This is a genomic window from Pseudoclavibacter sp. Z016, assembly GCF_002931215.1.
In the GTDB taxonomy this organism is placed as follows: Bacteria; Actinomycetota; Actinomycetes; order Actinomycetales; family Microbacteriaceae; genus Pseudoclavibacter.
In genome coordinates, this window is record NZ_PSTU01000013.1 from 169848 (window position 1) to 195697 (window position 25850).

Below are 25850 nucleotides of genomic sequence, written 5' to 3' on the forward strand. Positions count from 1 at the left end.
CTGAACTGAAGGGGAACTTGCCAGTCGTGAATTACCCCAACCATGCCACTACCCAACGACCTTGGCCAGCAACATCTTTCGCCGTGGAGTGTGCCTTTTCACGAGCGTGGAGCCGAAAAATCCCGATTCGAAAATCCGGAATCGACCACCGAAAAACCGAAAACCTTTCGTCTACTCCGTTTTTGACCTCTACTACCAGGCATTTATGTCCGGGCACAATTGCCCGGAGGTTTTTCACCCCGCGTATCGCCCTCGGAGGGTCACCATCGTGGGCTCGACGAACGCCGCCACAAAAGTGCGCAGATCTCTCACCAGATGGCACAAAATGAACGAACGGGGATGCACATGGTGCATCCCCGTCCGCCTCAGCCCTCGTCGAGAGCTACTCCCACTCGATGGTCCCCGGCGGCTTCGACGTCACGTCGAGCACAACCCGGTTCACGTCGTCGACCTCGTTCGTGATGCGGTTCGAGATGCGGGCCAGCAGGTCGTACGGCAGGCGGGTCCAGTCGGCCGTCATGGCGTCCTCGCTCGACACGGGACGCAGCACGATCGGGTGGCCGTAGGTGCGCCCATCACCCTGCACGCCCACCGAGCGGACATCGGCGAGCAGGACGACCGGGCACTGCCAGATCTCCGTGTCGAGGCCCGCGGCCGTCAGCTCCTGACGCACGATCGCGTCGGCTTCGCGGAGCAGGTCGAGCCGCTCCTGGGTGACCTCGCCGATGATCCTGATGCCGAGGCCAGGGCCAGGGAATGGCTGACGTGCGACGATCGGCTCGGGAACACCGAGCTCGCGGCCGACCGCACGCACCTCGTCCTTGAACAGCGTGCGCAGCGGCTCGACGAGCTCGAACTGCATGTCCTCGGGGAGACCGCCGACGTTGTGGTGGCTCTTGATGTTCGCGGTTCCGGTGCCGCCGCCCGACTCGACCACGTCGGGGTACAGGGTTCCCTGGACGAGGAAGCGGATGCGCTCCCCCGATTCCTGGGCCTCCTTGATGAGGTCGACCTCTGCCTGCTCGAAGCTGCGGATGAACTCACGCCCGATGGCCTTGCGCTTCGCCTCGGGATCCGTGATGCCCGCGAGCGCCGTGAGGAACTGCTCTCGCGCATCCACGGTCACGAGGCGCACGCCGATCGCATCGACGAAGTCCTCCTCGACCTGGCGGCGCTCGTCCTGACGGAGAAGGCCGTGGTCGACGAAGACGCACGTGAGCTGGCTGCCGACGGCCTTGTACACGAGGGCGGCTGCGACTGCCGAGTCGACACCGCCGGACAGCCCGCAGATGACCTTGGCGTCGCCGACCTGCTCGCGGATGCGCGCGACCTGCTCGTCGATGACCGAGGCGGGCGTCCAGTCGCTCGGGATGCCAGCCGCACGGTGCAGGAATCCCTCGATGAGTGCCTGGCCGTGCTCAGAGTGCAGCACCTCGGGGTGCCATTGCACGCCGTAGAGCCCTCGCTCGGTGTTCTGGAAGGCCGCGACAGGCGTGTCCTCGGTCGTCGCGAGCACCGTGAAGCCCTCGGGGGCGCGCGCCACCGAGTCACCGTGGCTCATCCAGACGGTCTGGTCGCCCGGCTGGCCGTCGAGGAGCGTCGAAGCTCCGGCCTCGAGCTTGACCGCCGTCGAGCCGTACTCGCGACGGCCAGTCTTCGCGACCTCGCCGCCGAGCTGCGTCGCCATGACCTGGAATCCGTAGCAGATGCCCAGCGTCGGAACGCCGAGCTCGAGGATGCCGGAGTCGAGGGAGGGCGCCTCCTCCGCGTACACGCTGGAGGGGCCGCCGGAGAGGATGATGCCGACGGGGTTCTTCTCGGCGACCTCTTCTGCCGAGATCGTGTGCGGCACGATCTCCGAGTAGACGCTCGCCTCGCGGACGCGCCGCGCGATGAGCTGCGCGTACTGCGCGCCGAAATCGACGACGAGCACTGGGCGCTGGTCTGTGGCCTGCTGGTCGGTGGTTGCCATGGACACCTTTCGGGTGGTGCGGAGAGAACTCGGTGCGACTGCGGTGGTGTGGGGCTACTTCGTGCGGCGCTGGTGCTCGGAGAGCGACTGCTGCACATCGGCGTCGAGCTGTTCGCGTTCTGCCTCGCTCAGGCTCGCCTCGAACGCACGCAGCTGCTGCTCCTCGCCGGCTTCGGCGAGTCGCTGCTCTTCGCGGAGCACGAGGTCGCGCTTCGCCCGGCGCGACATGAACCACTCCGTGATGAACGACAGGAACGGGACGATGCCGCCGGCAGCCATGGCGATCAGCCACACGATGGGCCAGCGCATCTGCTGCCACAGCACATACGAGGCGATGAGGTACACGACGTAGAACCAGCCGTGGACGATGAGCACCCAGAGGCTCAGGTTGAGCGCCGTCGTCGTGTCCTCCTGGACCAGCGCGATGACCCCGAACGGGCCGAAAGCCTCGACCTCGAGGTGGAAGACGTACTTGAGGAACATCTCGACGCACAGCAGCAAGAGAAGGATGCCGGTCACGTAGGCCGTCACCTGATAGAAACGGAGCGCCCGTCGGAAACCGGGGTTGGCAGTCAGGAGGGCGTCGTGAGGCATGACCTCTAGTCTAGGCGAACGGCCTCGCGCTTCGTTCGCTCGTCCAGCATGGCCTTCAGCCGGTCGCGCTTGAGCTGCTCGGCCAGCACACTGGGAGCCTCGGCGGCTTCACGTCGCTCCTTCTCGTATTCGTCGCGAGCGAGGCGCCACCACATGAAGATCGCGAACCCCGCGAAGAGCACCCACTCGATGGCATAGAAGATGTTCAGCCAGTTCAGCTGCGGGGCCTCGAGCGCCTGCGGCGTGATCGCGTCGAGCGGGGCGGCACTCGCGGACTCCCCGAGGACAGCCTGCATCGACGCCTCGTCGAGGCTCACGTAGATGCCGTAGTTCTGGGCCGCCGGTTCCACCCAGCGGTTGATGAGGTGCGTCGGGGCCATGGAGATGAGTGCCTGCGCGTCTTCGCCGCGATTCACCTGCGGCGCCTGGCCGTACTCGAGCCTGCCGGAGAGCGGAAGCTCTGCGCCTCGCCCCGAGCCCTGCAGCGCCGTGACGAGCTCTCGAGCGGAGGCCTCGTCCTCGGTCCACCCGAGCGCGACGGCGAGACCCGGTGCGACAGCGGCATCCGAGGATGCGCCGGCCTCGTCGTCGGTGACGGCGACGTGCCCGATCACCCAGTAGCCGAGCAGTTCGCCCTGGAGACGATCGGCGACGACATCGAAGTCGCGCGCGTCCACAGTGCCCTCGAACGTCACCTGACGCCCGACGGCGGCATCGGCCACCCGCTCCTGGGGCTGAGCCAGCTCACCGAGGCCGACGGGAGGCTGCGTGGCCTCCTCGGCGACGGTGCGACCGTGCTCCAGCGACAGGAACGCGGACTCCAGCTGCCAGCGCCCGAGCCACGCGAAGATCGACGCGACGACGAGGGCGAGCGCAAGGACACCCAGCCACTTGGGGCGTACAAGCACTCGACCCATCGACGGCGGCGCGGCCTGGGCGCGGACAGCTGCGGACATTACGACTTCTGAGCGTCCTTCGACTCCGCCTTGACGGTTGCCGCCTCGACGTCGACGGTCTCGTCGACCTCGATCATCGGCAGCGACGGGGCCGTGCCGAACGGCGTGTTGTCGCCGGCGTGACCCAGCACGGAGTCGATGTCAGGCGCCTCGAGGCGGATGCGGTCCGCCGACTCGTCGTCGGGCTGCTCCTGGCTCGCGAGCTCCGCTGCGACGCGCTCGACGTAGGTGTCGATCTCGCGCTGCGTGCGCTCCTCGTCCCAGCCGAGGGCTTCCGCCATGAGCCGCGCGGCGACGGGCGCGGCCGAGATGCCGCGGTCCCACGCCTCGATCGAGATGCGCGTGCGTCGCGCGAGCACGTCGTCGAGGTGCAGGGCACCCTCGTGCGTCGCGGCGTACGTGATCTCCGCCTGCAGGTAGTCGTCGGCGCCCGGCATCGGCTCGGCCAGCTGCGGGTTCTGGCGGATGAGGTCGAGGATCTCGTCCGTCAGGGTTCCGTAGCGGTTGAGGAGATGCTCGATGCGCACGCGGTGGAGGCCGAAGGCGCGGGCGATCTTGCCGCGGCGGTTCCAGGCGGCCTTGTAGCCGACGGCGCCGAGCAGCGGGATGTCCTTCGTCGTGGAGGCGGGGATCTTGCCGTCGAGGGCGTCGGCCGCGGCGTCGATGGCGTCCTGCGCCATGATGCGGTAGGTCGTGTACTTGCCGCCGGCGATGAGCACGAGGCCCGGCACCGAGTGCGCCACCATGTGCTCGCGCGAGAGCTTCGACGTCTCCTCCGACTCCCCGGAGAGCAGCGGGCGGAGCCCGGCGTACACGCCCTCGACATCGGCACGCGTGAGCTTCACCGCGAGGACCTCGTTGACGTGCTCGAGGATGTAGTCGATATCGGCGGCCGTCGCTGCCGGGTGCGCCTTGTCGAGCTTCCAGTCGGTGTCGGTCGTGCCGATGATCCAGTGACGGCCGTTCGGGATGACGAAGAGCACGCTCTTCTCCGTGCGCAGCAGGAGGCCTGACGCGGACTGGAACCGGTCGCGTGGGACGACGAGGTGCACGCCCTTGGACGCGCGGACGCGGAACGACGCGCGCTCGCCGACCATCTTGTTCGTGTCATCGGTCCACACGCCGGTCGCGTTGACGACCTGCTTGGCGCGGATCTCGAACCGCTCGCCGGTCTCGAGGTCGACGACCTGCGCGCCGACGACGCGCTGTCCGACCTTCAGGAAGCCCTCGACGCGCACTCGCGGAGCGACGTGCGCCCCGTAGAACGATGCGGTGCGGGCGAGAACGGCGACGAAGCGAGCGTCGTCGACGCCGGCGTCGTAGTACGTGAGACCGCCGGAGAAGGCGTTCTTGGAGAGCCCAGGCGACATCTTCGCGACCTGGCCGCGGGTGTAGTGGCGGTGCATCGGCACACCGGGACGCACCTCGCCGGTCTTCGCGAAGAGGTCGTACATGAGCATCCCGGCCCCGATGTAGAACCGCTCGAGCGGGTTCTTCAGCGGGTAGAGGAAGCGGATGGGCTTGACCAGGTGCGGCGCGAGGCGCTGCAGCAGCAGCCCGCGCTCGAGGAGCGCCTCGCGCACGAGCCCGAAGTCCATCTGCTCGAGGTAGCGGATGCCACCGTGGATGAGCTTCGACGAGCGGCTGGACGTGCCGGACGCGAAGTCCCGCGCCTCGACCATGCCGACGCTCAGGCCGCGCGTGACGGCGTCGAGCGCCGCACCTGCGCCGACCACGCCGCCACCGACGACGAGCACGTCGAGGTTCTTGGTCTTGAGGGACTCGATAGCCGCCGCGCGTTCCTGGGGGCCGAGCTTGTCGCTTCGAGAGACGCTGTTCGCCATAACCTGCTCCTCGTTCTCAGTTGCTGCTTGTGGGGGAAGTCTGGACGCTCAACCTTCGGCCAAGCCGTCAGGCGGCTCAGTCGTCCTGATCAGGCGGTCGGCGTGTAGGGCGCGACGACCATCTCGGCTCGCTGGAACTCTTTGAGCCCCGAGTAGCCGGTCGTCGCCATCGAGTGGCGGAGCGCGCCGGTGAGGTTCGAGATGCCGTCGGCGCTCTCGGCGGGGCCGGCGACGATCTCCGCCATGGGCGCGACCTGGCCGACCTGCACGCGGTTGCCGCGCGGGAGCTTCTCGTGGCGTGCCTCGGCACCCCAGTGCCAGCCGCGACCCGGAGCGTCGGTGGCACGCGCGAGCGCGGCACCGATCATGACGGCGTCCGCGCCTGATGCGATGGCCTTCACGAGGTCGCCGGAGGTGCCGATGCCGCCGTCGGCGATGACGTGCACGTAGCGTCCGCCGGACTCGTCGAGGTAGTCGCGGCGCGCGCCAGCGACGTCGGCGATGGCCGTCGCCATGGGTGCGTGGATGCCGAGCACCCGACGGGTGGTCGAGGCCGCTCCCCCGCCGAAGCCGACGAGCACTCCAGCGGCACCGGTGCGCATGAGGTGCAGCGCTGCCGTGTAGGTCGCCGCACCGCCGACGATGACGGGAACGTCGAGCTCGTAGATGAACTGCTTGAGGTTGAGCGGCTCCTGGTTGCGAGACACGTGCTCTGCAGAGACGGTCGTGCCGCGGATGACGAACAGGTCGGTGCCGGCCTCGAGCACATCGTTCATGAACTGCTGCGTGCGCTGCGGGGAGAGTGCGCCGGCGGCCGGCACTCCGGCCTCGCGGATCTGCTGCAGGCGCTCCTTGATGAGCGTGCCCTTGACCGGCTCCCGGTAGATCTCCTGCAGCTTGGCCGTCGCCTGCTTCGCCGGCAGATCAGCGATCTGCGCGAGCAGCGGGGCCGGGTCGTCGTAGCGAGTCCACAGGCCCTCGAGGTCGAGCACGCCGAGGCCGCCGAGCTTGCCGAAGCCGATCGCGGTCTCGGGCGACATCACCGAGTCCATAGGGGCTGCGATGAGCGGGATATCGAACGTGAATGCGTCGATCTTCCACGTGATGGACACGTCCTCCGGGTCACGGGTTCGCCGCGATGGCACGATGGCCACATCGTCGAAGGAGTACACGCGGCGGGCTCGCTTTGCGCGGCCGATCTCGATCTCAGTCACCTGCCTAGCCTAGCCCTCCGCGGTGCTCGCTGCTGCGGCGCGGCGGCGGGGAGACCCCGACCCGCCGCGCCGATCAGGCTGCTAGCGACGGTAGTTGGGGGCTTCCGAGACCATCTGCACATCGTGCGGGTGGGACTCCTTCAGCCCTGCCGGGGTGATCCGCACGAAGCGGCCCTTCTCCTTGAGCTCGGCGACGGTGCGAGCGCCGACGTAGAACATCGACTGGCGCAGGCCGCCCGTGAGCTGGAACACCGACTGGCGGATCGAGCCGCGGTACGCGACCTTGCCCTCGATCCCCTCGGCGATGAGCTCGTCATCGCTCGGCACGTCCGCCTGGAAGTAGCGGTCCTTCGAGTACGAGGTGCGCTCGCCGCGCGACTGCAGGGCGCCGAGAGATCCCATGCCGCGGTAGCTCTTGAACTGCTTGCCGTTGACGAAGATGAGGTCGCCCGGCGACTCGTCGGTGCCCGCGAGCAGCGATCCGACCATGACTGCGGATGCGCCGGCGACAAGCGCCTTCGCGATCTCGCCCGAGTACTGCAGGCCGCCGTCCGCGATGACCGGCACGCCAGCCGGGGTCGCGGCGAGCGACGCCTCGTAGACGGCCGTGATCTGGGGGACGCCGACTCCCGCGACGATGCGCGTCGTGCAGATGGAGCCAGGACCGACGCCGACCTTGACGGCGTCGGCACCCGCATCCACGAGCGCCTGGGCGCCCTCGCGGGTCGCGACGTTGCCGCCGACGACCTGCACGTGGCCCATGACCGGGTCGCTCTTGAGGCGGCGGATCATGTCGAGCACGCCGGCCGACTGGCCGTTCGCCGTGTCGACGACGAGGACGTCGACACCGGCAGCCACGAGGCGCTCCGCGCGCTCCCAGCCGTCGCCGAAGAAGCCGATCGCCGCGCCCACGCGCAGGCGCCCGGCGTCGTCCTTCGTCGCGTTCGGGTACTTGTCGCTCTTGTCGAAGTCCTTCACCGTGATGAGGCCGGCGAGCTTGCCCTCGTCGTCGATGAGCGGCAGCTTCTCGATGCGGTGCTTGCCGAGGAGCTTGTAGGCGTCGTCACCGGAGATCCCGACGGGACCGGTCACGAGGCCCTCGCCCGTCATGACCTCGTGCACGCGGGTCGTGCGCTTCTCCGACTCGGGCACGAATCGCATGTCCCGGTTGGAGATGATGCCGACGAGCTTGCCCGTCTCCTCGTCGACGACCGGCAGGCCGGAGACGCGGTACTGCCCGCAGATCTCATCGACCTCCGCGACCGTCGCGTTGGGAGTCGTCGTCACCGGATTCGTCACCATGCCGGACTCGGAGCGCTTCACGCGATCGACCATCTCGACCTGGTCGTCGATCGACAGGTTGCGGTGCAGGATGCCCATGCCACCCTGGCGCGCCATGGCGATCGCCATGCGGGCCTCCGTGACCGTGTCCATCGCCGCCGAGACGAGCGGGACGCGCAGGGTGATGCCGCGCGTCAGCCGTGTCGTCGTGTCGACCTCAGACGGGATGACGTCGGTGTGCCCGGGAAGCAGCAGCACATCGTCGTAGGTCAATCCGGTGAAGCCAAAGGGGTCCGACTCGGTCATTACGCTCCAGGAGGTATCTGGGATGCGCCGTTCGGCGGCATCCTCGTGCATCGGGAAACAGCTCAGTGGTGATGGAACAGCGAGGACCCCGGACGCATTCCCGGGACCCTCAGCTCATCAGCCTCGTGTCGGTGGACCGAGTTCGTCCGCGACCGAGGGAATCTTGGCGCCAAGTCTAGCCGTGCGCACGAGGTCGATCGTGAAGAGGATGAGGGCGACCCAGACGATCGCGAACCCGATCCAGCGCTCGAGCGGCATGGGCTCCGAGAAGACCGCCACGGCGAGCACGAACTGCAGGATCGGCGCGATGTACTGCATGAGTCCGAGCTCGATGAGGCGCAGCCTCCTGGCGGCCGCCGCGAACAGCAGGAGCGGCACGCTCGTGACGACGCCCGCGAAGAGCAGGACGCCCGTGTTGACCGCCGACACGGAGCCGAAGGTGATGCCGCCGCCGAAGAGCACCGTCCAGAGCAGGCAGATCGCGCCGATGGGCATGATGAGCGTCGTCTCGACCGCCAGTCCGGAGAGCGCATCCGCCTGGACCCCCACCCGCTTCTTCACGAGCCCATACAGCCCGAAGGTCATGGCGACGCCCAGGCCGAGCCACGGGATGCGGCCGTAGCCGAGCGAGATCACGAGCACGGCGAGGAGAGAGAGCCCGACGGCGACCCACTGCAGGGGCCTGAGCTTCTCGCGGAGGAAGACCAGCCCGAGCGCGACGGACACGATCGGGTTGAGGAAGTAGCCGAGCGCGGCGTCGAGGGTGTGGCCTGTCGCGACCGCCTGCACGTAGAACAGCCAGTTCGCCGACACCAGGACCCCGGCGACGCCGAGGCCGAGCACGACCCGCTTCTTCGAGATGAGCTCCCGGAACGGACGCCAGGCCCGCATGACGAGCACGCCGAGCAGGCAGAACACGACGCTCAGGATGATGCGCCACGCGATGAGCTCCACGGGCGTCGTGGGAGCGGTCGCCACGACGTAGAGGGGCATGAAGCCCCAGAGCGCGTACGCGCTGAACGCCAGCCAGAGGCCGGACCGAGGAGATTCCGTCACCTCGAGATCGTACGCCCGACGTCGGGCCCCTGGAACACGAATGGCGCCCGACCTCGAGGGGTGGGCGCCATGCGCGATGCTGCTCCTGCAGATGAGACCGCCCGAACCGGCTCGGCCTCAGAAGGTCAGGAGACTAGACGATCTTCGCGAGGATGTCGCGAGCGGAGAGCACAAGGAGCTCCTCGCCGCCGTACTTGACCTCGGTTCCGCCGTACTTGGAGTAGATGACCTTGTCGCCGACCACGAGGTCGAGCGGCACGCGGTTTCCGTTGTCATCGATGCGGCCGGGGCCGACTGCGACGACTTCGCCCTCCTGGGGCTTCTCCTTGGCGGTGTCCGGAATCACAAGACCCGAAGCCGTGGTCTGCTCGGCTTCGACCTGCTTGATGACGATGCGATCCTCGAGCGGCTGGATGTTCACCGACACGGTTGACCTCTTTCTCAGCGATAGGAAGTTCAGAATTAGCACCCTCCCCATGAGAGTGCTAACTCAGAGTGTAGGGGCCAGGCGGCGACGACTGCAACGCGGCGACGTCTCGTGGCGTACGCCGGTAGCGTAGTGCTGGTGCAACGCGACGAACTCCTGGCCCTCCTCACACCGGAGGCGATGACCCTGCTCGACGACGCGCCGCCCGTCGAGTCGGCGGGAGACGCGCTCGCCCTGGTGACGAGGCTGCGCGCGGCAGGAGGGTCCGCGGACGTCGTCGCCGCCGTCGTCACGCAGGCGAAGCTCCGGCGGCGGGCATCCGCCAAGTTCGGCCCGTTCGCCGAGCGGATGCTCTTCACCGACGCTGGCCTGCAGCAGGCGACGCGTCTGCAAGTCGCGGCGCACCACGCGAACCGGTTCAGGCAGGCCGGCGCCGTGAGCGTGGCCGACCTCGGCTGCGGGATCGGCGCGGACTCCATGGCTTTCGCATCGCTCGGGCTCGAGGTCACCGCGTTCGACGTCGACGAGGTCACGGCTGCTATCGCGGCCCACAACCTGGCCCCGTTTCCGAACGCGCAGGTCAGGCACGACCGCGCCGAGGAGGTGGACCTGGATGCCTTCGATGCGCTCTGGTTCGATCCGGCCCGCAGGACCACAAACGGCGGGAGCACGGCACGCCACTTCGATCCGGCGGATTGGAGCCCATCCCTCGACTTCGTCTTCGCCGCAGGCCGCGAGCGCCCGACGGGTATCAAGCTGGGACCGGGGATCGACCACGCGTACCTTCCGGAGGACGCGGAGACGCAGTGGGTGTCCTCCAACGGCGACCTCGTCGAGGCGACGGTGTGGATGCACGGCACGGCGAGGGCGGGCATCCGCCGCTCGGCCCTCGTGATCAGCAGGCATGGCACCGCCGAGCTGACGACCGTCGAGGACGTCCGGGACGCGGACGTCGCTGCGCTGGGTGCCGTGCTCTACGAGCCGGACGCGGCGATCATCCGCGCTCGCCTCATCGGCGACCTCGCACGGTCGCTCGAAGCGTCGATGATCTCAGAGAGCATCGCGTGGATGACCGCCGAGCACTTCACGCCGACGCCGTTCGCGAGCGCGTTCTCGGTCCGAGAGGTGCTGCCCCTGCATGCATCGTCGCTCAAGGGCGAGCTGCGGAAGCGAGGCATCGGCGTGCTCGAGATCAAGAAACGGGGGGTCGACATCGACCCTGCGGAGTTCAGGCGGAAGCTCTCGCTCAAGGGAGACGCGTCCGCGGTGCTCATCCTCACGAGGATCGGCGACAAGCGCGTCGCCATCCTCGCCGATCGGCTCAGCTGAGGCCAGCCGAGCCGTCGGCGCGTCTCGTGCCTAGACGACCAGCACCACGACCAGCGTCACGATGGCGAGCAGGACCGCGAGGCCACCCGCCACGAGGCCCACGACGGCAAGGGTGCGTCCGAGGCCCTTCGGGGCGCGAAGCCCGGCGATTCCGAGCCCGACGGCGCCGAGACCGAGCACCAGGGCCACGATGTACGCCCACCCGGGAAGCAGGAGGAGGAGCAGCGAGAGCGCGCCGAGCGCCACGCCGATGATCCCGAGCACCGGCGCAGGAGCCTTCGGCTGCTGGCCGTATCCCTGCACGCCGAACTGCTGGCCGGGCTGCTGCCCGAACTGCCCCTGCTGCGGAGCACCGTGCTGCGGCTGCCCGTACTGCCCCTGCTGCGGGGCGCCGTACTGGGGCTGCCCGAACTGATCCTGTTGCGGGGCACCGTACTGCGGCTGCCCGAACTGGTTCTGCTGCGGCTGGCCATAGCCCTGCTGCGCAGGAGCCTGCTGCTGACCGGACGGCTGCTGAGCGCCATAGCCAGAGTACCCAGGCTGCTGCTGGCCGTAACCGCCGTCAGTCGGGCCATACCCGGGCTGCTGCTGGCCGTACTGCTGATCGTTCTGCTGCCCGTACTGCGGCTGAGACTGCCCGTACGACCCCTGGCCGTACTGGCCCTGGCCGGGCTGCTGCGCGCCGAAAGGGGGCTGGCCGGTCTGCGACTGGCCGTTCTGGTGGGGCTGCTGCGGGTACTGGGGGCCGTTCGGGTCAGACATGGTGTCCTTCTCAGTCGTCGACAAGGCTGCAGGTGCTGAACAAGCTTAGAGTGCGGGCGGATGCATCCACCCGCACTCCTGCCAGTTCTTGCAGCGGGTGGTCAGTATCCGTAGGACGACATGTCGCCGATGAACATGGCGGCGACGACGATGCCGATGATCGCCACGATCACCGACAGCACGATGGCTGCGATCGAGACCCAGAGGCCCCAGACGCGCAGCGGGCCGGCCTGCGGCTCCCGCGACTTGGCCATGATGGCGCAGACCAGACCTGCGATACCGAGGGGAAGCCCGAGGAACGCCGTGACGAAGGTGAGCAGGATGCCCGCACCGCCGAGGGAAAGCGCGACGATGCTGAGCGTGCGCTTGGGAGCAGCGGACTGCGCCGGGTAGCCGGGCGTCGCGTACCCCTGCGGCGCCCCATAGCCCTGCGGCTGCCCCTGCGACTGCGGAGCGCCATATGCCGGAGCTGCGCCGGCGGGAGCCTGGCTCGCGGATGGAGCCTGACCGTAGGGAGCTGCGCCCGGTGCCGCGGCTGGCTCGCTCGGCGGCGTGTAGCTCACCGAACCGGATGCTGCGGGCGGCGTGGAGCCACTGCCGGATGACGAGGGAGCCGAGTAGTCGATGCCGGATGCCGAAGGCGCCGAGTAGTCGGAACCAGAGCCAGGCGCGGCCGGCGGCGTGTACCCGCTGCCCGACGCTGAGGGTGCGGAGGAGTCGGAGTACGGCGCGGCCGGGGTCGAAGCGTCGGTGCCCGAGACGGAGGGCGGCGTGTAGTCGGTGCCGGTGGCTGCCGGGGCGGAGTAGTCGACCGACTCAGCAGGCGGCGTGTAGGCGGCCGGTGCCTCGTACTGGGGAGGTGTGCTGTCGTCCTCCGGGAGCCGTGGCTTGTCACCTGGGGTTGCGTTGCTGTCGCTCATTGCGGAGCTCCTTCCGGTTCAGCCGATTTCGCGGCGGTTGAGGCTGGTGTTCACGTGCGTGGAGCAAGCGGCGACGCCTTCAGTGGCGCACGCCCATGTCCTAGGTTCCCAGGGTTTGACTGGGAACCGTCACACAAGGTTCAGGAAAGACCACGCTCAGTAAGAGCTGAGGCCTCCGAGCAGTCCGATTCCCCCGAAGAAGAGGAGGGCGAGGACAAGCAGGAGCAGGAGCCCGAAGACCGAGATGAAGCCGAGCACGATGGCGGTGATGGCGAGCGCCCGTCCGCGCGGCTCGCGACGCAGCGCGATGAAGCCGCACACGATGCCAGCGATCCCGACCATCCACCAGACGAACTGGAGGATGGGGATCAGCGAGACGAAGAACGACCCTCCGCTCAGACACAGGGCCACTACGCTCAAGGTCAGCGTCCCGGCACCGGCCGGTCGAGGTGCCGTGTACGGCGCCTGGACGTAGGGCGTCACCGGATAGGCGAGGTGCTGCGAGGGGGCCGCCTGCGCCGCGTTGCCGCCAGGGCCCCAGCTGTCGCTCGGCGCGGTGTGGCCGTAGCCGGCGTCCTGGCCGTAGCCCGAATCCTGGCCGTAGCCGAAACCCTGCCCGTAGCCCGGATCCTGCCGGTAGCCCGAGTCGTGCCCGGAGCCGTTCCCGTTGCCGGCCCCGGGGGTGTCGCCTCGCGCTTCCCACGGCTCGCCGACGGGCTGCGCGGCGACGTTCGGGGCCGGTATCCGCTCGACGGGGCCATCTGGTGTCGACCAGGTCATGTCCGCTCCTTTCGAGAGGTGATGAGATGCTCCAACGTTACGGCGACCTGCTCAACGGCACGTCATCCCCATGGCCTCGGCCTCGTCATCCCGCAGGATGACTTCCAACCTCGCGGGGCACGGCGGTTCCTGGAGCGCGGACTCAGGCGACGACGAAGGCGAAGCCAATACAGCCCGCGACCGCCGCCACAGCGAGCACGAGCGCGAGCACCCAACCGCGGTGGCGCCGCCCCAGCACCGCGAGCAGGAGTGCGACCGCGCCGAGACTCGCCCCGAGGTACAGGGGCCAGAGCGGCGAGGGGGTCACGGATGCGGAGAGCGCGAGCGCCAGGACCGCCGCGGCAAGCGAGAGCAGCACGGAGACGATGACCGCGAGGCGACTGAGCCCGAGCGCAGGAGGCGCCGGTGCCGTCGCGGCGCGAGCGGACGCAGGAGCCATCGCGGTCTCCTGCACGTGCGCGACGGCCGGGTCGATGTCCCGGTCGTTCTCCGGACTCCGACGCTCCTCGGACCGGGGCGCAGAGCTCTCCACGGCCGGAGCCGACTTCTCCTCACCCCGTGAGCGCGGGGTGAGAGCCGAGTAGGCGGCGTTGCTGGTGTCATCGACCGGGGTGCGGTCGATCGGGGGAAGCTCCACGGGCTTGCGCGGCGGCAGCTTCGGCTGATCGGGTGCTGTCATCGGTGCTCCCCCAGAGCTGGTCTCTCCTGCGGCGCAGGCTGCGTGGCCACCGGAAGCGTCGAGTCCGCCGCGAAGCCGAGCGGGGACGGAGGCTTGCCGGCAGCGACGAGCATCGCGCCGACGGCTGCGATCATCGCCCCGTTGTCGGTGCAGAGCCGAAGCGGGGGGATGCGCAACTCGATGCCGGCGGTAGCGCACCGCTCCTCCGCGAGCTCACGCACGCGCGCGTTCGCGGCCACTCCCCCGCCGAGCACGAGCCGAGGCACGCCGAGGGCCGTGCAGGCCGCCACCGCCTTCGCCGTCAGCACGTCGGCGACGGCCTCGCGGAAGCTCGCCGCGACATCGGCAACCGGCACCGGCTCCCCCGCGTCCTCCTTCGCCTCGACCCAGCGGGCGACGGCGGTCTTGAGCCCCGAGAAGGAGAAGTCGTAGCGGTGCCGCTCGAGGTCCTTCGGCTTCGTGAGCCCGCGCGGGAACCGGATCGCCTTCGGATCCCCTCCGGCAGCGGCCTTGTCGATCTCGGGTCCACCCGGGTAGGGCAGGCGCAGCAGTCGCGCCACCTTGTCGAACGCCTCTCCAGCCGCATCGTCGATCGTCTCGCCGAGCTGCTCCACGTCGTCGACGAGGTCGCGAACGTGCAGGAGGGACGTGTGCCCACCCGAGACGAGCAGCGCCACCGCTGGCAGCTCGAGCTGACCCACGTCGTCGCGCAGGACGTCAGCGGCGACGTGACCCACGAGATGGTTCACGGTGTAGAGCGGGATGCCGGTGGCGACGTGCAGGGCCTTCGCCGCAGCCGTTCCGACCATGAGCGCACCAGCGAGGCCAGGGCCCTGGGTGACGGCGATCGCGTCGAGGTCCTCGAGCGAGACTCCGGCCGTCTCGAGCGCCGCCGAGATGGTCGGCACTATTGCGTCGGCGTGGGCACGTGCGGCGATCTCGGGAACGACGCCACCGAAGATGGCGTGCTCGTCCATCGAGGAGGCGACCTCGTTGGCGAGCAGCACCCGACCGCGGACGATGCCGACACCCGTCTCGTCACACGACGATTCGATGCCGAGCACAAGCGGCTCTCTGCGAGCACCGGCCGCGACACGAGCCTCGGCGGACACCCGCACGCTCGGCAGCTGTCCGCGCATCACGATCGCATCCACGCCCTCTCTCGGGTAGTACTTGGGTCGGCGCCCGATCTCCTCGAAGCCGAGCCGCGAATAGAGGGCACGAGCCGCCTCGCCGTTCTCGCGCACCTCGAGGAACACCTGCTTCGCGCCTCGCCCTTCGGCCCACGCGAAGAGCTCGGCCAGCATCCGGGTGGCCCATCCGCCGCGCCGCAGCCGCTCATCGACGGCGATGGTCTGCAGATCAGCCTCACCACCACCCTGGAGAGCCATGACGCCAGCAGCGGCCAGGATCTCGCCGCTCGCGGCGTCCTCGACGACCACATATCGCGTGTGCTCGCTCTTGACCTCGCCCGCGAGCATCGAGGGCGACCACGGGTCGAGCGGGAAGGCGGCCTCGTCGAGACGCACCATCGAGGGGAAGTCCTCGTGCGAGGCATCGCGCAGCACGGCGCGCATCAGCCGGTCACCCGCTTCGGGCCGTTCGACGGCACCGCGTCGGCACCCCGCAGGTACAGAATCGTATTGGCCTCGGCTTCGAGCCCCTGGACCTCGCGGTCGAGCCAGGCGAGCGCGAGGTGTGCGGCCGAGATGGTCCTCGTATCGAAGCGGTGGTCGGCAGCGGGGACGGCATCAGGCCGGTGCAGCTCGGAGCTGCTCGCGACGAGCAGCCCCTGCTCGTACCGCGAGCAGGCGAGCTCCCCCCGGCGGGCATCCGTCGTGACCAGCAGATCGCCGCCAGCCTCCGGATGCTCCGCGCGCCACTCGTGGGCCGCGGCATCATGGCTGGGCATCGGGATGAAACGCGCGGCGCGTGCGAACGCGAACGTGCGCGCGGCGGCCACGCCGACACGCAGCCCCGTGAAGGGGCCCGGACCCATTCCACCGACGACCTGCGTGACGTGCTGCGGAGAGAGCCCGGCGTCTGCGAGCACCTCCGCGATCGCCACGCCGACCACCTCAGCATGGTGTCGGGTGTCGGCGGTGCGCCGTTCTGCGAGCACCCGGCCGTGCGGGGTGACGATCGCGACATCCGTGCCCGCTGACGTATCGATCGCTAAGAGCATGCGAGTGATTCTACGCGGGAGCTGCGCCGAACTCGGTCCGCAGCGCGTCCACGAGAGCGGCGGCTACCGGGCGATCCCACGTGCCCGCGACCGTGAGCGTGACGCGGCGCGGGTCCAACGGCTCTTCGTCGCTCCAGTCGACACCACCTGGCCCCTCGACGACCCCGGGCTCGAGCGGCGGGGATGCCGCGGAACGGTCGATCGTGATCTCCAGCCAGCGATCGGTGATCAGCGGAACCGCTTCGCGCCCCCACTCGACGACGGTGACGCTGGCTGCCAGATCAAGGCCGAGATCATCGAGCTCGGCCGGATCGCCGAGACGGTACGCATCCACGTGGATGAGCTCGGGCCCCGCTCCGAGGGAAGGATGCGTGCGCGCCAGCACGAACGTCGGACTCGTGACCGGACCCCGCACGTCGAGCGCACTCCCGAGACCCCTCGCGAACGTCGTCTTGCCCGCACCCAACGGCCCCGTCAGCACGAGCACATCGCCCGCGAGCAGGAGCCCGCCGATGAGCTCTCCCGCGCGGACCATGTCCTCCGCGGTCGCGAGCTCCACCGTGATGCTCGGAGTCAGGTCAGTGCCCACACCCATCCGCCCTTTCCTCATCGCGTCGTTCCCGACGCACGACGCGCGGCCCGAGCGCAGCCACGAACGCCTGCGGTGACACTGCTGACCAGGATGCCCACTCCTGCAGGTGGATATCGCCCGGTTCGGGCCCGAACACCGAGACCGGCATGCCGATCCACGCCTCCTGGTCCTGCAGGTCGATGACCACCTGATCCATCGCGACCCGGCCGACGATCGGCCGACGCTGGCCGCCGACGACAACCTCACCCCGCCCCGCGACCCTGCGCGGGATGGCGTCGGCGTAGCCGAGGGGCACGAGCCCGAGCGTCGTGGATTCCTCGGCCACCCAGTCGTAGCCGTAGGAGACGCCGTGGCCGGCCGTCACCCGTTTCACGTGCACGAGCTCCGTCGTGAGCGCGACAGGAAGCGGCGCGCTCGGCTCGTCGAAGCCGTAGATTCCGCGGCTGCCAGGATCCCTGGTCCGCTCGTGGTCGACGAGCGTGCTCGACCGTGCCGCCTGCCCGACGTGCGCGAGGTCCGCGTTCGCCGCGACGAGCGGCAGCAGGCCGTGCTCGAGCGCCAGACCGGCGACGAGAGCACCACCGAGTCCGTACGCGTCGGCGGAGACGTCGACGCTGAAGAGCCTGGCCGCGTGCCGCGCACCCATGCCGTTCCCCAGCGCCGCCGCGAGCTCGCGAGCCCGTTCGCCCATGCGGGCCTGCAGCAGGTCCACGTCGACCCAGAGCTCGCGGCGGGGCGCGAGCGCGAGCGCCGCCGACTCGTCCGGGGCGACCGCAGCCACCCGGTGAGGCTCGACGGGAGAGCTCGCGCCCGAGGAGCGGCGCGGGATGCGGGAGCTCAGCCGAGTGACGACCTCGTAGTTGATGGTCCCGGCGGCCGAGGCCCAGGCGTCCGCACTCGCCGAGCGTGCGGCGTCGATGACCAGCAGCCGAGGCGGCTCGTCGCTGCGGTCCAGGCGTGCGGACGCCGACACGGTTCCCTCGAGCGGTTCGACTCGCAGCTCGAGGGTGTCGAGGGCGACGACATTCCAGCGAGCACCGGTGTCGTCCGCGAGCTCCAGCGAGCCAGGCTCGATCGGCGGCAGACCCGCAGCGTGCCCGAGGTCGACCCTGAAGCCGCGCTGATCCTCGAAGATCGGGGCGCTCAGCGACAGGGCGGGCCTCAACTCGACCGGGCAATCCGTGTCGGCGGAGAACGGCGAGAGGCCGTACAGGGAGACTCCGAGGCGCACGAGATCGAAGCGCGCCTCCGGCAGCGACATCGAACCGGCCGTCGCGGCGAGGTGACGCACCGACGGGGTCAGTCCACGCCGAGCCGCGAGCTCGAGCGCACGCTCGAAAGAAGCCAGCTGCGCACGATCGGCGTCAGGACCCGCACCAGCCAGATGGCTGAACAATCCCTCGAGGCGGATGAGCCCACGCCCCTCGAGCTCCGCGGCCTTCGTGAACGCCGACTCCCACTCCGCCGGGCTGATCCCATTGCGCCCGAGGCCCGTGTCGAGCTTGAGGTGCACGACCACGCAGCGCTCGGAGTGCTCGAGACGACCCAGACCGATATCGACGAGCTCGAGCTGCGCGAGCGAGGAGACGCCGAGCTCGATCTCCGTATCCAGCGCGGCGAGCCAGTCGGTGCGAGCCCCGTGCATCCACGCGAGGATCGGCGCGGCGATGCCCGCCTCCCGGAGCGCGAGGGCCTCCCGGAGGTCGACGACGCCGAGGCGCACGGCACCTCCCTCGAGCGCGGCACGAGCCACGTCGGACGCCCCGTGACCGTACGCATTCGCCTTCACGACCGCGAGGAGCGGCGTGCGCGTGAGATCGGCGATCGCCCGGACGTTGGCCCGGACCGCGTCGAGGTCGACATCGACGCGAGCACCGCTCACGAGCCTGCCCCAGCCGTTGCCGCACGCTCGGCGATCACAAACGCCGTCGCGGTCGTGCGCTCGTGTGTCAGCGAGAGGTGCAGGTGATCGACCCCCACCAGCTCGAGGTGCGCCCGCAGCGCGGGCGTCACGGCGAACTCCGGACGCCCAGCTGGCCCGCTCTCGACCTCGAAGTCGAGGAAGCTGAGCGAGCCGATGCCGCCGAGCGCCTTCACCGCGGCCTCCCGAGCGGCGAACCGAGCGCCGAGCGACGCCAGCGACCTGTCGCGCTCCGCCGGCGCGAAGAGACGCTCGCGGAGGCGCGGGGCACGCTGCAGAGCCCGCGCGAACCGCGCGAGCTCCACCGTGTCGACACCGATACCGACGATCACGCTCAGCTACTCGACGGTGACGGACTTCGCCAGGTTGCGAGGCTGATCCACGTCGAGCCCCTTCGCCGTGGCGAGCTCGATCGCGAAGATCTGGAGCGGCACGACCGCGAGCAGCGGCTCGAAGAAGGGCTCCGTCGGCGGAACCGCGATGACCTCGTCCGCGTACGGCAGCACGGCCGCGTCGCCGACCTCGCAGATCGCGAGCACACGGGCGCCGCGCGCGCGGATCTCCTGGATGTTCGACACGATCTTCGGGTGCAGCGTGTCGTCGTGGCGAGGGCTCGGCACGATCACGAACACCGGCTGGCCGGGCTCGATGAGCGCGATCGGGCCGTGCTTGAGCTCGCCGGCGGCGAAGCCCTCCGCATGGATGTACGCGATCTCCTTGAGCTTGAGCGCACCCTCGAGCGCGATCGGGTAGCCCACGTTGCGACCCAGGTAGAGCACAGAGCGGGTGTCCGCCATCCAGTTCGCGAGCTCGTGGATGCGCTCCCGGACGCCGAGGACCGTGCGGACCTTCTCCGGGATCGTCTGGAACTCGGTCAGGAGCTCCTCGCGCCGCTCAGCCGCCATGGTGCCGCGCATCGTCGCCGTGTAGATGCCAAGCAGGTAGAGGGCCGTGATCTGGGCGAGGAACGCCTTCGTCGACGCGACAGCGACCTCCGGCCCGGCGTGCGTGTAGACGACCGCATCGGACTCGCGCGGGATGGTCGCTCCCTGCGTGTTGCAGATGGAGAGGGTCTTCGCGCCGCGAGACATCGCGTAGCGGACCGCCATGAGCGTGTCCATCGTCTCGCCGGACTGGCTCATCGACACGATCAGCGTGCGGGAGTCGAGCACCGGGTCGCGGTAGCGGAACTCGTGCGCGAGCTCGACCTGGACGGGCACGCGTGCCCACTTCTCCATGGCGTACGCACCGACCTGGGCCGAGTAGGCGGCAGTGCCGCACGCGACGATGATGATGCGGTGGATGTCGTTGAAGAAGTCCTCCCCGAGTGCGTCGAGGTCGGGAAGGTGCACGCGACCCTCGACGATCCGGCCGCGAAGCGTGTTCGCCACGGCCTCGGGATCCTCGTCGATCTCCTTGGCCATGAAGCTCGGCCAGCCGCCCTTCTCGGCAGCTGACGCGTCCCACGAGACCTCGAAGGCCTCTGCGGTAGCGGGCTCTCCGTCGAACGTCGTGATGGTCACGGAGTCAGGGCGCACGAGCACGATCTGCTCCTGGCCGACGGCCAGCGCGCGGGGCGTGTACTCGACGAACGCGGCCACGTCCGAGCCGAGGAAGTTCTCTCCGTCGCCGAGACCGATGACAAGCGGCGAGTTCAGACGCGCACCGACGATCAGGCCCGGTTCATCGGCGTGCACCGCGAGGAGCGTGAAGGCTCCGTCGAGACGGCGGACCACTGCGCGGAACGCCTGCTCGAGGCTCCCCACCTCGCGGTAGACGTGGCCGATCATGACGGCCGCGACCTCGGTGTCGGTCTCCGACTCGAAGGTGTAGCCGAGCTCCACGAGCTCGGTCTTCAGCTCGGCGAAGTTCTCGATGATGCCGTTGTGGATGACGGCGAGCTTGCCGTCATCTGCGAGGTGCGGATGCGCATTCGCGTCCGTCGGACCGCCATGCGTCGCCCACCTGGTGTGGCCGATGCCCGTGTGACCGTCCGGCAGCGCGTTGCGCTCCAGGTCTTCGCGCAGCACCTTCAGCTTGCCCGCACGCTTGCGGGTCTCGATCCGTCCCTCGTCGTCGATGACCGCGACACCTGCGGAGTCGTACCCCCGGTACTCGAGTCTTGCGAGGCCGCCCATCAGGATGTCAAGGCTCTCTCGTGGACCAACGTAACCAACAATTCCGCACATACGGGCCATCTTAGGGGCACCGCTCTTGCGGGGTCGGACACCGCACTAGACTCGCCTTCTATGTCCGCAACTGGTCAGATTCCGCGCAGCGGAGGAGACTCGCCCTTCGTCGAGATCCTCCGCCAGGACTGGGCCGACCTCGCACCGTCGACGCCGATGGCGCTCGACGAATCGGACCTCATCAGGCTGCGCGGCCTCGGCGACCACCTCGACCTCGACGAGGTGCGCGACGTGTACGTGCCGCTCTCCCGCCTCATCAACCTGTACGTCTCGAACGCTCGCTCGCTGCACCGTGCGACGAGCGGCTTCCTCGGCGAGCGCAGCGCCTCCACCCCCTTCGTCATCGGCGTCGCCGGCTCGGTCGCCGTCGGCAAGTCGACCGTGTCGAGGCTGCTTCGCGAGCTCCTCCGACGCTGGGAGGACACACCCCGGGTCGAGCTCGTCACCACGGACGGCTTCCTCTACCCGAACGCCGAGCTCGAGCGACGCGGGCTCATGGAGCGCAAGGGCTTCCCCGAGTCGTACGACCAGCGTGCACTCCTGCGATTCATCACGAAGGTCAAGAGCGGCGCGGCGGAGGCTCGAGCGCCGTTCTACTCGCACCTGAGCTACGACATCGTGCCGGATGCTGAGATCGTCGTCAACCGCCCGGACGTCCTCATCGTCGAGGGCCTCAACGTGCTCCAGCCGCCCCGCGCTCACTCGCTGGCGGTGAGCGACATGTTCGACTTCTCCATCTACGTCGACGCCCGATCAGAGGACATCGCACGCTGGTACGAGCAGCGCTTCCTTTCGCTGCAGCGAGGGGCGTTCACCAACCCGCGCTCGTACTTCCGTCGCTTCGCCGATCTGAGCACGGACGAGGCCATCGAGCACGCCCGCAGCATCTGGTCGCGCATCAACGGCCCGAACCTGCGCGAGAACGTCATGCCGACTCGGTCACGGGCTCAGCTCGTGCTGCGGAAGTCGAGCGACCACACGGTCCGCAGCGTCCTGCTCCGCAAGGTCTGAGCGGCCGGGGGCCCGTGCGCCCCTCCCCCGCCACAGCTGGCGCCGCGCCGTGCTCTCAGCTGCCACCCGTCAGTCCCGGTATTGCCGAGAAAACCTGAAGAAGCCTCTCCCGAGTGAACCCGGGAGAGGCTTCGTCACGACAGGCGAGCTGTCAGAGCATCACGCTGCCACGCGTTCGGCCTGCGCCTGCGCGACCTCGGCGACGACCGCCGCGAAGAGCGCGCCGCCCTCGAGGCCGGTGACCTCCCGCGTGAACGTCTCCGCGTCGAGCGTCGCGAGCTTCTGCTGCAGCTCGACGCTCTCCTGATCGGCCGGGAAGTCGAAGCGGAGGGCCGCACCGATCGCTCGTACGAGCGCGTCGTACGGGAGTCCCGCGGCCTCGGCCTCCGAAGCGGGCCGCACGAAGCGCTCCTTCGCGGAGAGCTTGCGCAACGGCTGACGGCCCACGCGCGCGGGCTGGTCCGGCAGGTCGCGGTTGGCGAAGCGCGAGAGCGTCGTGGCGACGTACTCGGCGTGGTCCTCTTCCGAGAACCCGAACTGCGTCACGAGCACGCGACTCGTCTCACCGAGCACGGCCTCGACCTCGGACGCGACCGCCGAGATGGCGAGCGCGTCCTGCATGTTCGTCGCGCCCGCCACGAAGCCGTGGTACGCGATCGTCGCGTGGCCCGTGTTCACCGTGAAGAGCTTGCGCTCGATGAACGGCTTCAGGTCGTCCACGAAGTGGGCATCCGGGATGCTCGGCTCGGCACCGTTGAACGGTGTCCGGTCGATCGTCCACTCGAAGAAGTCCTCGACGGTGACGTCGACGCCCTCGACCGCCTGCTCCGGGACGATACGGTCGACTGCCGTGTTGGCGAAGACCGCGCGGGCGTCGAGCTCCTCGGCACCCTCGAGGACAAGCCCCTTGAGCGTGTCGGAGGCACCGATCGCGTTCTCGCAGGCCATGACAGCCAGCTTCGGCGCGTCAGCTGCGCGGGCCGCGAGGCCCTTGCGGATGACGGGCGCGATGAAGCGGAGCACGTTCGGACCGACAGCGCAGGTGACGACGTCGGCAGTGGCGATCTCCTGCACGACCTCGTCCTCGTGCGTCGCCGAGTTGATCGCCCTGAAGCGATCGACGACGTGGCTCTTGGCTGCCGGCCCGACCTCGTGCACCGTGTAGGTGTCGACGGCCTGGAGCGCGCCGATGAGGTCGGCGTTGACGTCGGCGTAGACGAGGTCGTACCCGGCTTCATGCAGGACGAGCCCGATGAAGCCGCGACCGATGTTGCCCGCGCCGATGTGGACTGCCTTCATTCCTCGTTCACGTCCCCGAGGAGCTGAGCCAGCTCTTCCGGCGTCTCCGCCTTGAGGAGCGCCTCGACGTTGTCCTCGTCGCTGAACACGATGGCGACGCTCGAGAGGATCTCGAGGTGGCCCCCGTCCTTGCCTGCGATGCCGATGACGAAGCGGGTCTCGTTTCCGCCCCAGTCGATGGGCTCGTCGTACCGAACGACGGAGAGCGCGGAGCCGAGGATCGAGTCCTTGGCCTCGTTCGTGCCGTGCGGAATGGCGAGGTAGTTGCCCATGAACGTCGAGACGCTCTGCTCGCGGTCGTGCATCGCCTGGATGTAGTCCTGCGTCACGGCGCCAGCCGCGACGAGCAGCTCGCCCGCTTCCGTGATGGCTTCTTCTCGCGTGCGCGCGGTTCCGCCGAGGCGGATGCTGTCGAGGCTCAGTACTTCTGCCATTTTCTGCGTTCCTTCCGATAGGAGGCCCCGAGCTGGATGGTCCAGCTCGGGGCCTGGGTCAGTCGAAGGTGCGACTCACTGGTTGGAGAGCCGTTCCACGACCTCGTCGTACCTTGGGCTGTTCATGAAGTTTTCCACGGACACGTGGATGGCGTCTGGAGACTTCTGCTTCGCGCGGTCGGTGAGGTCCTGGTGGGTGACGATCAGGTCGGGGGTCGCGTCGAGGTTCGCGATCGAGACGTTCTTCACGTTGACCCCTTCGATTCCCGCCTTCTTGATCTTGTTGCGGAGGACGGACGCTCCCATCGCGCTCGACCCCATACCGGCATCGCAGGCGAAGACGACGTTGGTGATGACCCTCGTGTCGACGGAGCTGCCAGCGGCCTGCGAGGAGAGACCCGACAGTGCGTCGGACTTCTTCCCCTTGTTGGCCTCGGTCTTGGCGACGGCATCGGCGAAGCCGTTGCCTCCGGCGGCCTCTGCAGCGAGGTCCTTCTTGCGTGAGCTGAGCAGGATCGCCGCGGCGATCGCGAACGTGACCGCCGCCGAGAACAGGACCGACAGGATGACACCGAGGTGGCTGCCCTGGGCGGTCATGATCATGATCGCGAAGATCGAGCCGGGAGATGCCGGAGCGACGAGGCCCGAGTCGAAGATGACGTTGGTGAGCACACCCGTCGCGCCACCACCGATGACGGCGAGAATCAGAGCGGGCTTGGCGAGCACGTACGGGAAGTAGATCTCGTGGATGCCGCCGAGGAACTGGATGACGACTGCGCCGGGTGCGCTCGCGCGAGCGACGCCGACGCCGAAGAAGCAGAACGCGAGGAGCAGACCGAGGCCGGGGCCCGGGTTCGCCTCGAGGAGGAACAGGATGCTCTTCCCGGCTTCCTCCGACTGCGCGACACCGAGAGGCGTGAGCACTCCCTGGTTGATCGCGTTGTTGAGGAAGAGGATCTTCGCGGGCTCGATGAGGATGCTCGCGAGGGGCAGGAGCCCTGCGTTGACCAGCGCATCGACGCCCTCGCCGAGGCGTTCCGTGAGCCACGTGATGACCGGGGCGATCGCGAAGAACCCGCCGAGAGCGAGCAGCATCGCGAGGATGCCGGCCGAGAAGTTGTTGACGAGCATCTCGAAGCCGGCACGGATCTTGCCGTCCCAGATGCTGTCGACCTTCTTCATGATCCACGCTGCAAGCGGACCCATGATCATGGCGCCGATGAACATCGGGATGCCCGCGCCCACGATGACGCCCATGGTCGCGATGGCACCGACGACGCCACCACGCGTGTCGTAGACCATCTTGCCGCCCTGGTAGGCGATGAGGAGAGGCAGGAGGTACGTGATCATCGGGCTCACGAGCCCCATGAACGGCGTTCCATCCGGGGTCTCGTCGGTGATGGTCGCGGGGTCGATCGCCCAGCCACCGAGGGTGCCCCAGAGCTGGCCGTTGGCGGGGAACAGCTCGTTCAGCCAGCCGGTCTCGATGAAGAGGCTGGTGATGAGGCCCCAGGCGATGAACGCCGGGATATTCGGCATGACCATGCCGGAGAGGAACGCACCGAACTTCTGGACGCCGACGCGGGCACCCTTGCGTTCAGTCGTTGTGGCTTCTGCAGTCATTATTGCTCCAAGCAATCCCCATGCGCGGGGATAGGAGGGGTGGGGTCAGTGCGACCGTTCCCGGATTTCAAGAATTGGCCGAACGGCCATGAGCGCGCGCGGCGGCTCAAGCGTCGTGGTTGGTCTCCAGGAGAGTCACGAGCTGGTCGGCGACAGCTTCGTCGCCGTCGACGGAGAGGGTGATCTCGTCACCCTTGGACACGCCAAGCGAGAGCACGCCGAGGATGCTGGCCGCGTTGACGCTCTTGTCGCCCTTGGCGATCGTCACCGGGACGCCGGCTTCGGTGGCAGCCTGCACGAAGATCGCGGCGGGACGTGCGTGAAGTCCGTGCTCCGAGGCGACGGTGATCTTGCGTTCGATCATGGAGAGCTCCTTAGGTGTGGCGGGATTTCCGCGTGTTGAGCTTATCTACGCGAGAAGCCCCAGATGCGAGATTGTCACCAAAACTTTGCCTCGGCGCTTGTTTCTTTCTCAC

At 68.7% G+C, this 25850-nt stretch carries 24 protein-coding genes; 2 read left to right on the plus strand and 22 right to left on the minus strand.

Features of this window, described 5'->3' with window-relative positions; translation table 11 throughout:
* Window positions 1–382 precede the first annotated feature (382 nt).
* From guaA to groES, 8 genes are all read right to left on the minus strand, one after another.
* Window positions 383–1972, minus strand: a complete 1590-nt coding sequence (guaA, locus tag C5B99_RS12590) for a glutamine-hydrolyzing GMP synthase (protein ID WP_104242598.1) — start codon at window positions 1970–1972, stop codon at window positions 383–385.
* Window positions 1973–2026: 54 nt separating this feature from the next.
* On the minus strand, window positions 2027–2566 hold the full coding sequence (locus C5B99_RS12595) for a DUF3817 domain-containing protein (RefSeq protein WP_104242600.1): 540 nt from the start codon (window positions 2564–2566) through the stop codon (window positions 2027–2029).
* A 5-nt stretch (window positions 2567–2571) separates the two neighbouring features.
* On the minus strand, window positions 2572–3522 hold the full coding sequence (locus C5B99_RS12600) for an SURF1 family protein (RefSeq protein ID WP_104242602.1): 951 nt from the start codon (window positions 3520–3522) through the stop codon (window positions 2572–2574).
* On the minus strand, window positions 3522–5366 hold the full coding sequence (locus C5B99_RS12605) for a glycerol-3-phosphate dehydrogenase/oxidase (protein ID WP_104242604.1): 1845 nt from the start codon (window positions 5364–5366) through the stop codon (window positions 3522–3524). The genes C5B99_RS12600 and C5B99_RS12605 overlap by 1 nt, the downstream gene beginning before the upstream one ends.
* Before the next feature lie 89 nt (window positions 5367–5455).
* Window positions 5456–6580 carry a GuaB3 family IMP dehydrogenase-related protein gene (locus C5B99_RS12610; protein WP_104242606.1) on the minus strand — a complete coding sequence of 375 codons (1125 nt, stop codon included), beginning with the start codon at window positions 6578–6580 and terminating at the stop codon, window positions 5456–5458.
* 81 nt (window positions 6581–6661) lie between these two features.
* Window positions 6662–8167, minus strand: a complete 1506-nt coding sequence (guaB, locus tag C5B99_RS12615) for an IMP dehydrogenase (protein ID WP_104242608.1) — start codon at window positions 8165–8167, stop codon at window positions 6662–6664.
* 117 nt (window positions 8168–8284) lie between these two features.
* Window positions 8285–9223, minus strand: a complete 939-nt coding sequence (gene rarD / locus C5B99_RS12620; protein ID WP_258063279.1) for an EamA family transporter RarD — start codon at window positions 9221–9223, stop codon at window positions 8285–8287.
* A 133-nt stretch (window positions 9224–9356) separates the two neighbouring features.
* The gene (gene groES / locus C5B99_RS12625) at window positions 9357–9650 is read right to left on the minus strand and encodes a co-chaperone GroES (RefSeq protein ID WP_068479200.1); all 294 of its coding nucleotides are present in this window, start codon (window positions 9648–9650) and stop codon (window positions 9357–9359) included.
* A gap of 138 nt (window positions 9651–9788) precedes the next feature.
* Here groES and C5B99_RS12630 point away from each other — a divergent pair, with 138 nt between their 5' ends.
* The gene (locus C5B99_RS12630; RefSeq protein WP_104242805.1) at window positions 9789–10979 is read left to right on the plus strand and encodes a class I SAM-dependent methyltransferase; all 1191 of its coding nucleotides are present in this window, start codon (window positions 9789–9791) and stop codon (window positions 10977–10979) included.
* Window positions 10980–11009: 30 nt separating this feature from the next.
* Here C5B99_RS12630 and C5B99_RS12635 read toward each other — a convergent pair whose 3' ends face one another.
* From C5B99_RS12635 to glmS, 10 genes are all read right to left on the minus strand, one after another.
* Window positions 11010–11741 carry a hypothetical protein gene (locus C5B99_RS12635; RefSeq protein ID WP_104242610.1) on the minus strand — a complete coding sequence of 244 codons (732 nt, stop codon included), beginning with the start codon at window positions 11739–11741 and terminating at the stop codon, window positions 11010–11012.
* A gap of 101 nt (window positions 11742–11842) precedes the next feature.
* A complete protein-coding gene (locus tag C5B99_RS12640) occupies window positions 11843–12661 on the minus strand; it encodes a DUF4190 domain-containing protein (protein WP_104242612.1) in 819 nt (272 codons plus the stop codon).
* A gap of 156 nt (window positions 12662–12817) precedes the next feature.
* A complete protein-coding gene (locus C5B99_RS19340; RefSeq protein WP_104242614.1) occupies window positions 12818–13441 on the minus strand; it encodes a DUF4190 domain-containing protein in 624 nt (207 codons plus the stop codon).
* 142 nt (window positions 13442–13583) lie between these two features.
* Window positions 13584–14120, minus strand: a complete 537-nt coding sequence (locus C5B99_RS12650) for a hypothetical protein (RefSeq protein WP_104242616.1) — start codon at window positions 14118–14120, stop codon at window positions 13584–13586.
* Window positions 14117–15697 carry a tRNA (adenosine(37)-N6)-threonylcarbamoyltransferase complex transferase subunit TsaD gene (gene tsaD, locus C5B99_RS12655; RefSeq protein ID WP_181065012.1) on the minus strand — a complete coding sequence of 527 codons (1581 nt, stop codon included), beginning with the start codon at window positions 15695–15697 and terminating at the stop codon, window positions 14117–14119. The genes C5B99_RS12650 and tsaD overlap by 4 nt, the downstream gene beginning before the upstream one ends.
* Window positions 15697–16305 (minus strand): tRNA (adenosine(37)-N6)-threonylcarbamoyltransferase complex dimerization subunit type 1 TsaB, encoded by a 609-nt coding sequence (tsaB, locus tag C5B99_RS12660; RefSeq protein ID WP_104242618.1) that lies wholly within the window; start codon window positions 16303–16305, stop codon window positions 15697–15699. The genes tsaD and tsaB overlap by 1 nt, the downstream gene beginning before the upstream one ends.
* 10 nt (window positions 16306–16315) lie before the next feature.
* Window positions 16316–16900 carry a tRNA (adenosine(37)-N6)-threonylcarbamoyltransferase complex ATPase subunit type 1 TsaE gene (gene tsaE, locus C5B99_RS12665; RefSeq protein ID WP_104242620.1) on the minus strand — a complete coding sequence of 195 codons (585 nt, stop codon included), beginning with the start codon at window positions 16898–16900 and terminating at the stop codon, window positions 16316–16318.
* The gene (locus C5B99_RS12670; RefSeq protein ID WP_104242622.1) at window positions 16884–18779 is read right to left on the minus strand and encodes an alanine racemase; all 1896 of its coding nucleotides are present in this window, start codon (window positions 18777–18779) and stop codon (window positions 16884–16886) included. The genes tsaE and C5B99_RS12670 overlap by 17 nt, the downstream gene beginning before the upstream one ends.
* Entirely contained in the window at window positions 18776–19150 is a 375-nt protein-coding gene (locus C5B99_RS12675) for a holo-ACP synthase (RefSeq protein ID WP_104242624.1), read from the minus strand. The genes C5B99_RS12670 and C5B99_RS12675 overlap by 4 nt, the downstream gene beginning before the upstream one ends.
* Window positions 19151–19156: 6 nt before the next feature.
* On the minus strand, window positions 19157–21007 hold the full coding sequence (glmS, locus tag C5B99_RS12680) for a glutamine--fructose-6-phosphate transaminase (isomerizing) (protein WP_104242626.1): 1851 nt from the start codon (window positions 21005–21007) through the stop codon (window positions 19157–19159).
* Between the two features lie 60 nt (window positions 21008–21067).
* Here glmS and coaA point away from each other — a divergent pair, with 60 nt between their 5' ends.
* The gene (gene coaA, locus C5B99_RS12685) at window positions 21068–22018 is read left to right on the plus strand and encodes a type I pantothenate kinase (RefSeq protein ID WP_104242628.1); all 951 of its coding nucleotides are present in this window, start codon (window positions 21068–21070) and stop codon (window positions 22016–22018) included.
* Between the two features lie 159 nt (window positions 22019–22177).
* On the opposite strand, the gene C5B99_RS12690 is transcribed toward coaA, so the two are convergent.
* The 4 genes from C5B99_RS12690 to C5B99_RS12700 form a co-directional block, all read right to left on the minus strand.
* Window positions 22178–23317 carry a mannitol-1-phosphate 5-dehydrogenase gene (locus tag C5B99_RS12690; protein WP_104242631.1) on the minus strand — a complete coding sequence of 380 codons (1140 nt, stop codon included), beginning with the start codon at window positions 23315–23317 and terminating at the stop codon, window positions 22178–22180.
* The gene (locus tag C5B99_RS19345; RefSeq protein WP_181059421.1) at window positions 23314–23751 is read right to left on the minus strand and encodes a PTS sugar transporter subunit IIA; all 438 of its coding nucleotides are present in this window, start codon (window positions 23749–23751) and stop codon (window positions 23314–23316) included. The genes C5B99_RS12690 and C5B99_RS19345 overlap by 4 nt, the downstream gene beginning before the upstream one ends.
* 75 nt (window positions 23752–23826) lie before the next feature.
* On the minus strand, window positions 23827–25374 hold the full coding sequence (locus tag C5B99_RS12695) for a PTS mannitol transporter subunit IICB (protein WP_181062982.1): 1548 nt from the start codon (window positions 25372–25374) through the stop codon (window positions 23827–23829).
* 106 nt (window positions 25375–25480) lie between these two features.
* Window positions 25481–25738, minus strand: coding sequence for an HPr family phosphocarrier protein (locus tag C5B99_RS12700; RefSeq protein ID WP_104242633.1), 258 nt, complete (start codon window positions 25736–25738; stop codon window positions 25481–25483).
* Window positions 25739–25850 lie beyond the last annotated feature (112 nt).

Coding starts and splice junctions, on each gene's coding strand:
- tsaB (WP_104242618.1), bottom strand. CDS start 16,305: ATGCTCTTAGCGATCGATACGTCAGCGGGCACGGATGTCGCGATCGTC.
- glmS (WP_104242626.1), bottom strand. CDS start 21,007: ATGTGCGGAATTGTTGGTTACGTTGGTCCACGAGAGAGCCTTGACATC.
- guaB (WP_104242608.1), bottom strand. CDS start 8,167: ATGACCGAGTCGGACCCCTTTGGCTTCACCGGATTGACCTACGACGAT.
- C5B99_RS12635 (WP_104242610.1), bottom strand. CDS start 11,741: ATGTCTGACCCGAACGGCCCCCAGTACCCGCAGCAGCCCCACCAGAAC.
- C5B99_RS12695 (WP_181062982.1), bottom strand. CDS start 25,374: ATGACTGCAGAAGCCACAACGACTGAACGCAAGGGTGCCCGCGTCGGC.
- C5B99_RS12600 (WP_104242602.1), bottom strand. CDS start 3,522: ATGTCCGCAGCTGTCCGCGCCCAGGCCGCGCCGCCGTCGATGGGTCGA.
- tsaD (WP_181065012.1), bottom strand. CDS start 15,697: ATGCGCGCCGTGCTGCGCGATGCCTCGCACGAGGACTTCCCCTCGATG.
- tsaE (WP_104242620.1), bottom strand. CDS start 16,900: ATGGGTGTGGGCACTGACCTGACTCCGAGCATCACGGTGGAGCTCGCG.
- C5B99_RS12650 (WP_104242616.1), bottom strand. CDS start 14,120: ATGACAGCACCCGATCAGCCGAAGCTGCCGCCGCGCAAGCCCGTGGAG.
- C5B99_RS12595 (WP_104242600.1), bottom strand. CDS start 2,566: ATGCCTCACGACGCCCTCCTGACTGCCAACCCCGGTTTCCGACGGGCG.
- C5B99_RS12690 (WP_104242631.1), bottom strand. CDS start 23,317: ATGAAGGCAGTCCACATCGGCGCGGGCAACATCGGTCGCGGCTTCATC.
- coaA (WP_104242628.1), top strand. CDS start 21,068: ATGTCCGCAACTGGTCAGATTCCGCGCAGCGGAGGAGACTCGCCCTTC.
- C5B99_RS12700 (WP_104242633.1), bottom strand. CDS start 25,738: ATGATCGAACGCAAGATCACCGTCGCCTCGGAGCACGGACTTCACGCA.
- C5B99_RS12605 (WP_104242604.1), bottom strand. CDS start 5,366: ATGGCGAACAGCGTCTCTCGAAGCGACAAGCTCGGCCCCCAGGAACGC.
- guaA (WP_104242598.1), bottom strand. CDS start 1,972: ATGGCAACCACCGACCAGCAGGCCACAGACCAGCGCCCAGTGCTCGTC.
- C5B99_RS12640 (WP_104242612.1), bottom strand. CDS start 12,661: ATGAGCGACAGCAACGCAACCCCAGGTGACAAGCCACGGCTCCCGGAG.
- C5B99_RS19345 (WP_181059421.1), bottom strand. CDS start 23,751: ATGGCAGAAGTACTGAGCCTCGACAGCATCCGCCTCGGCGGAACCGCG.
- C5B99_RS19340 (WP_104242614.1), bottom strand. CDS start 13,441: ATGACCTGGTCGACACCAGATGGCCCCGTCGAGCGGATACCGGCCCCG.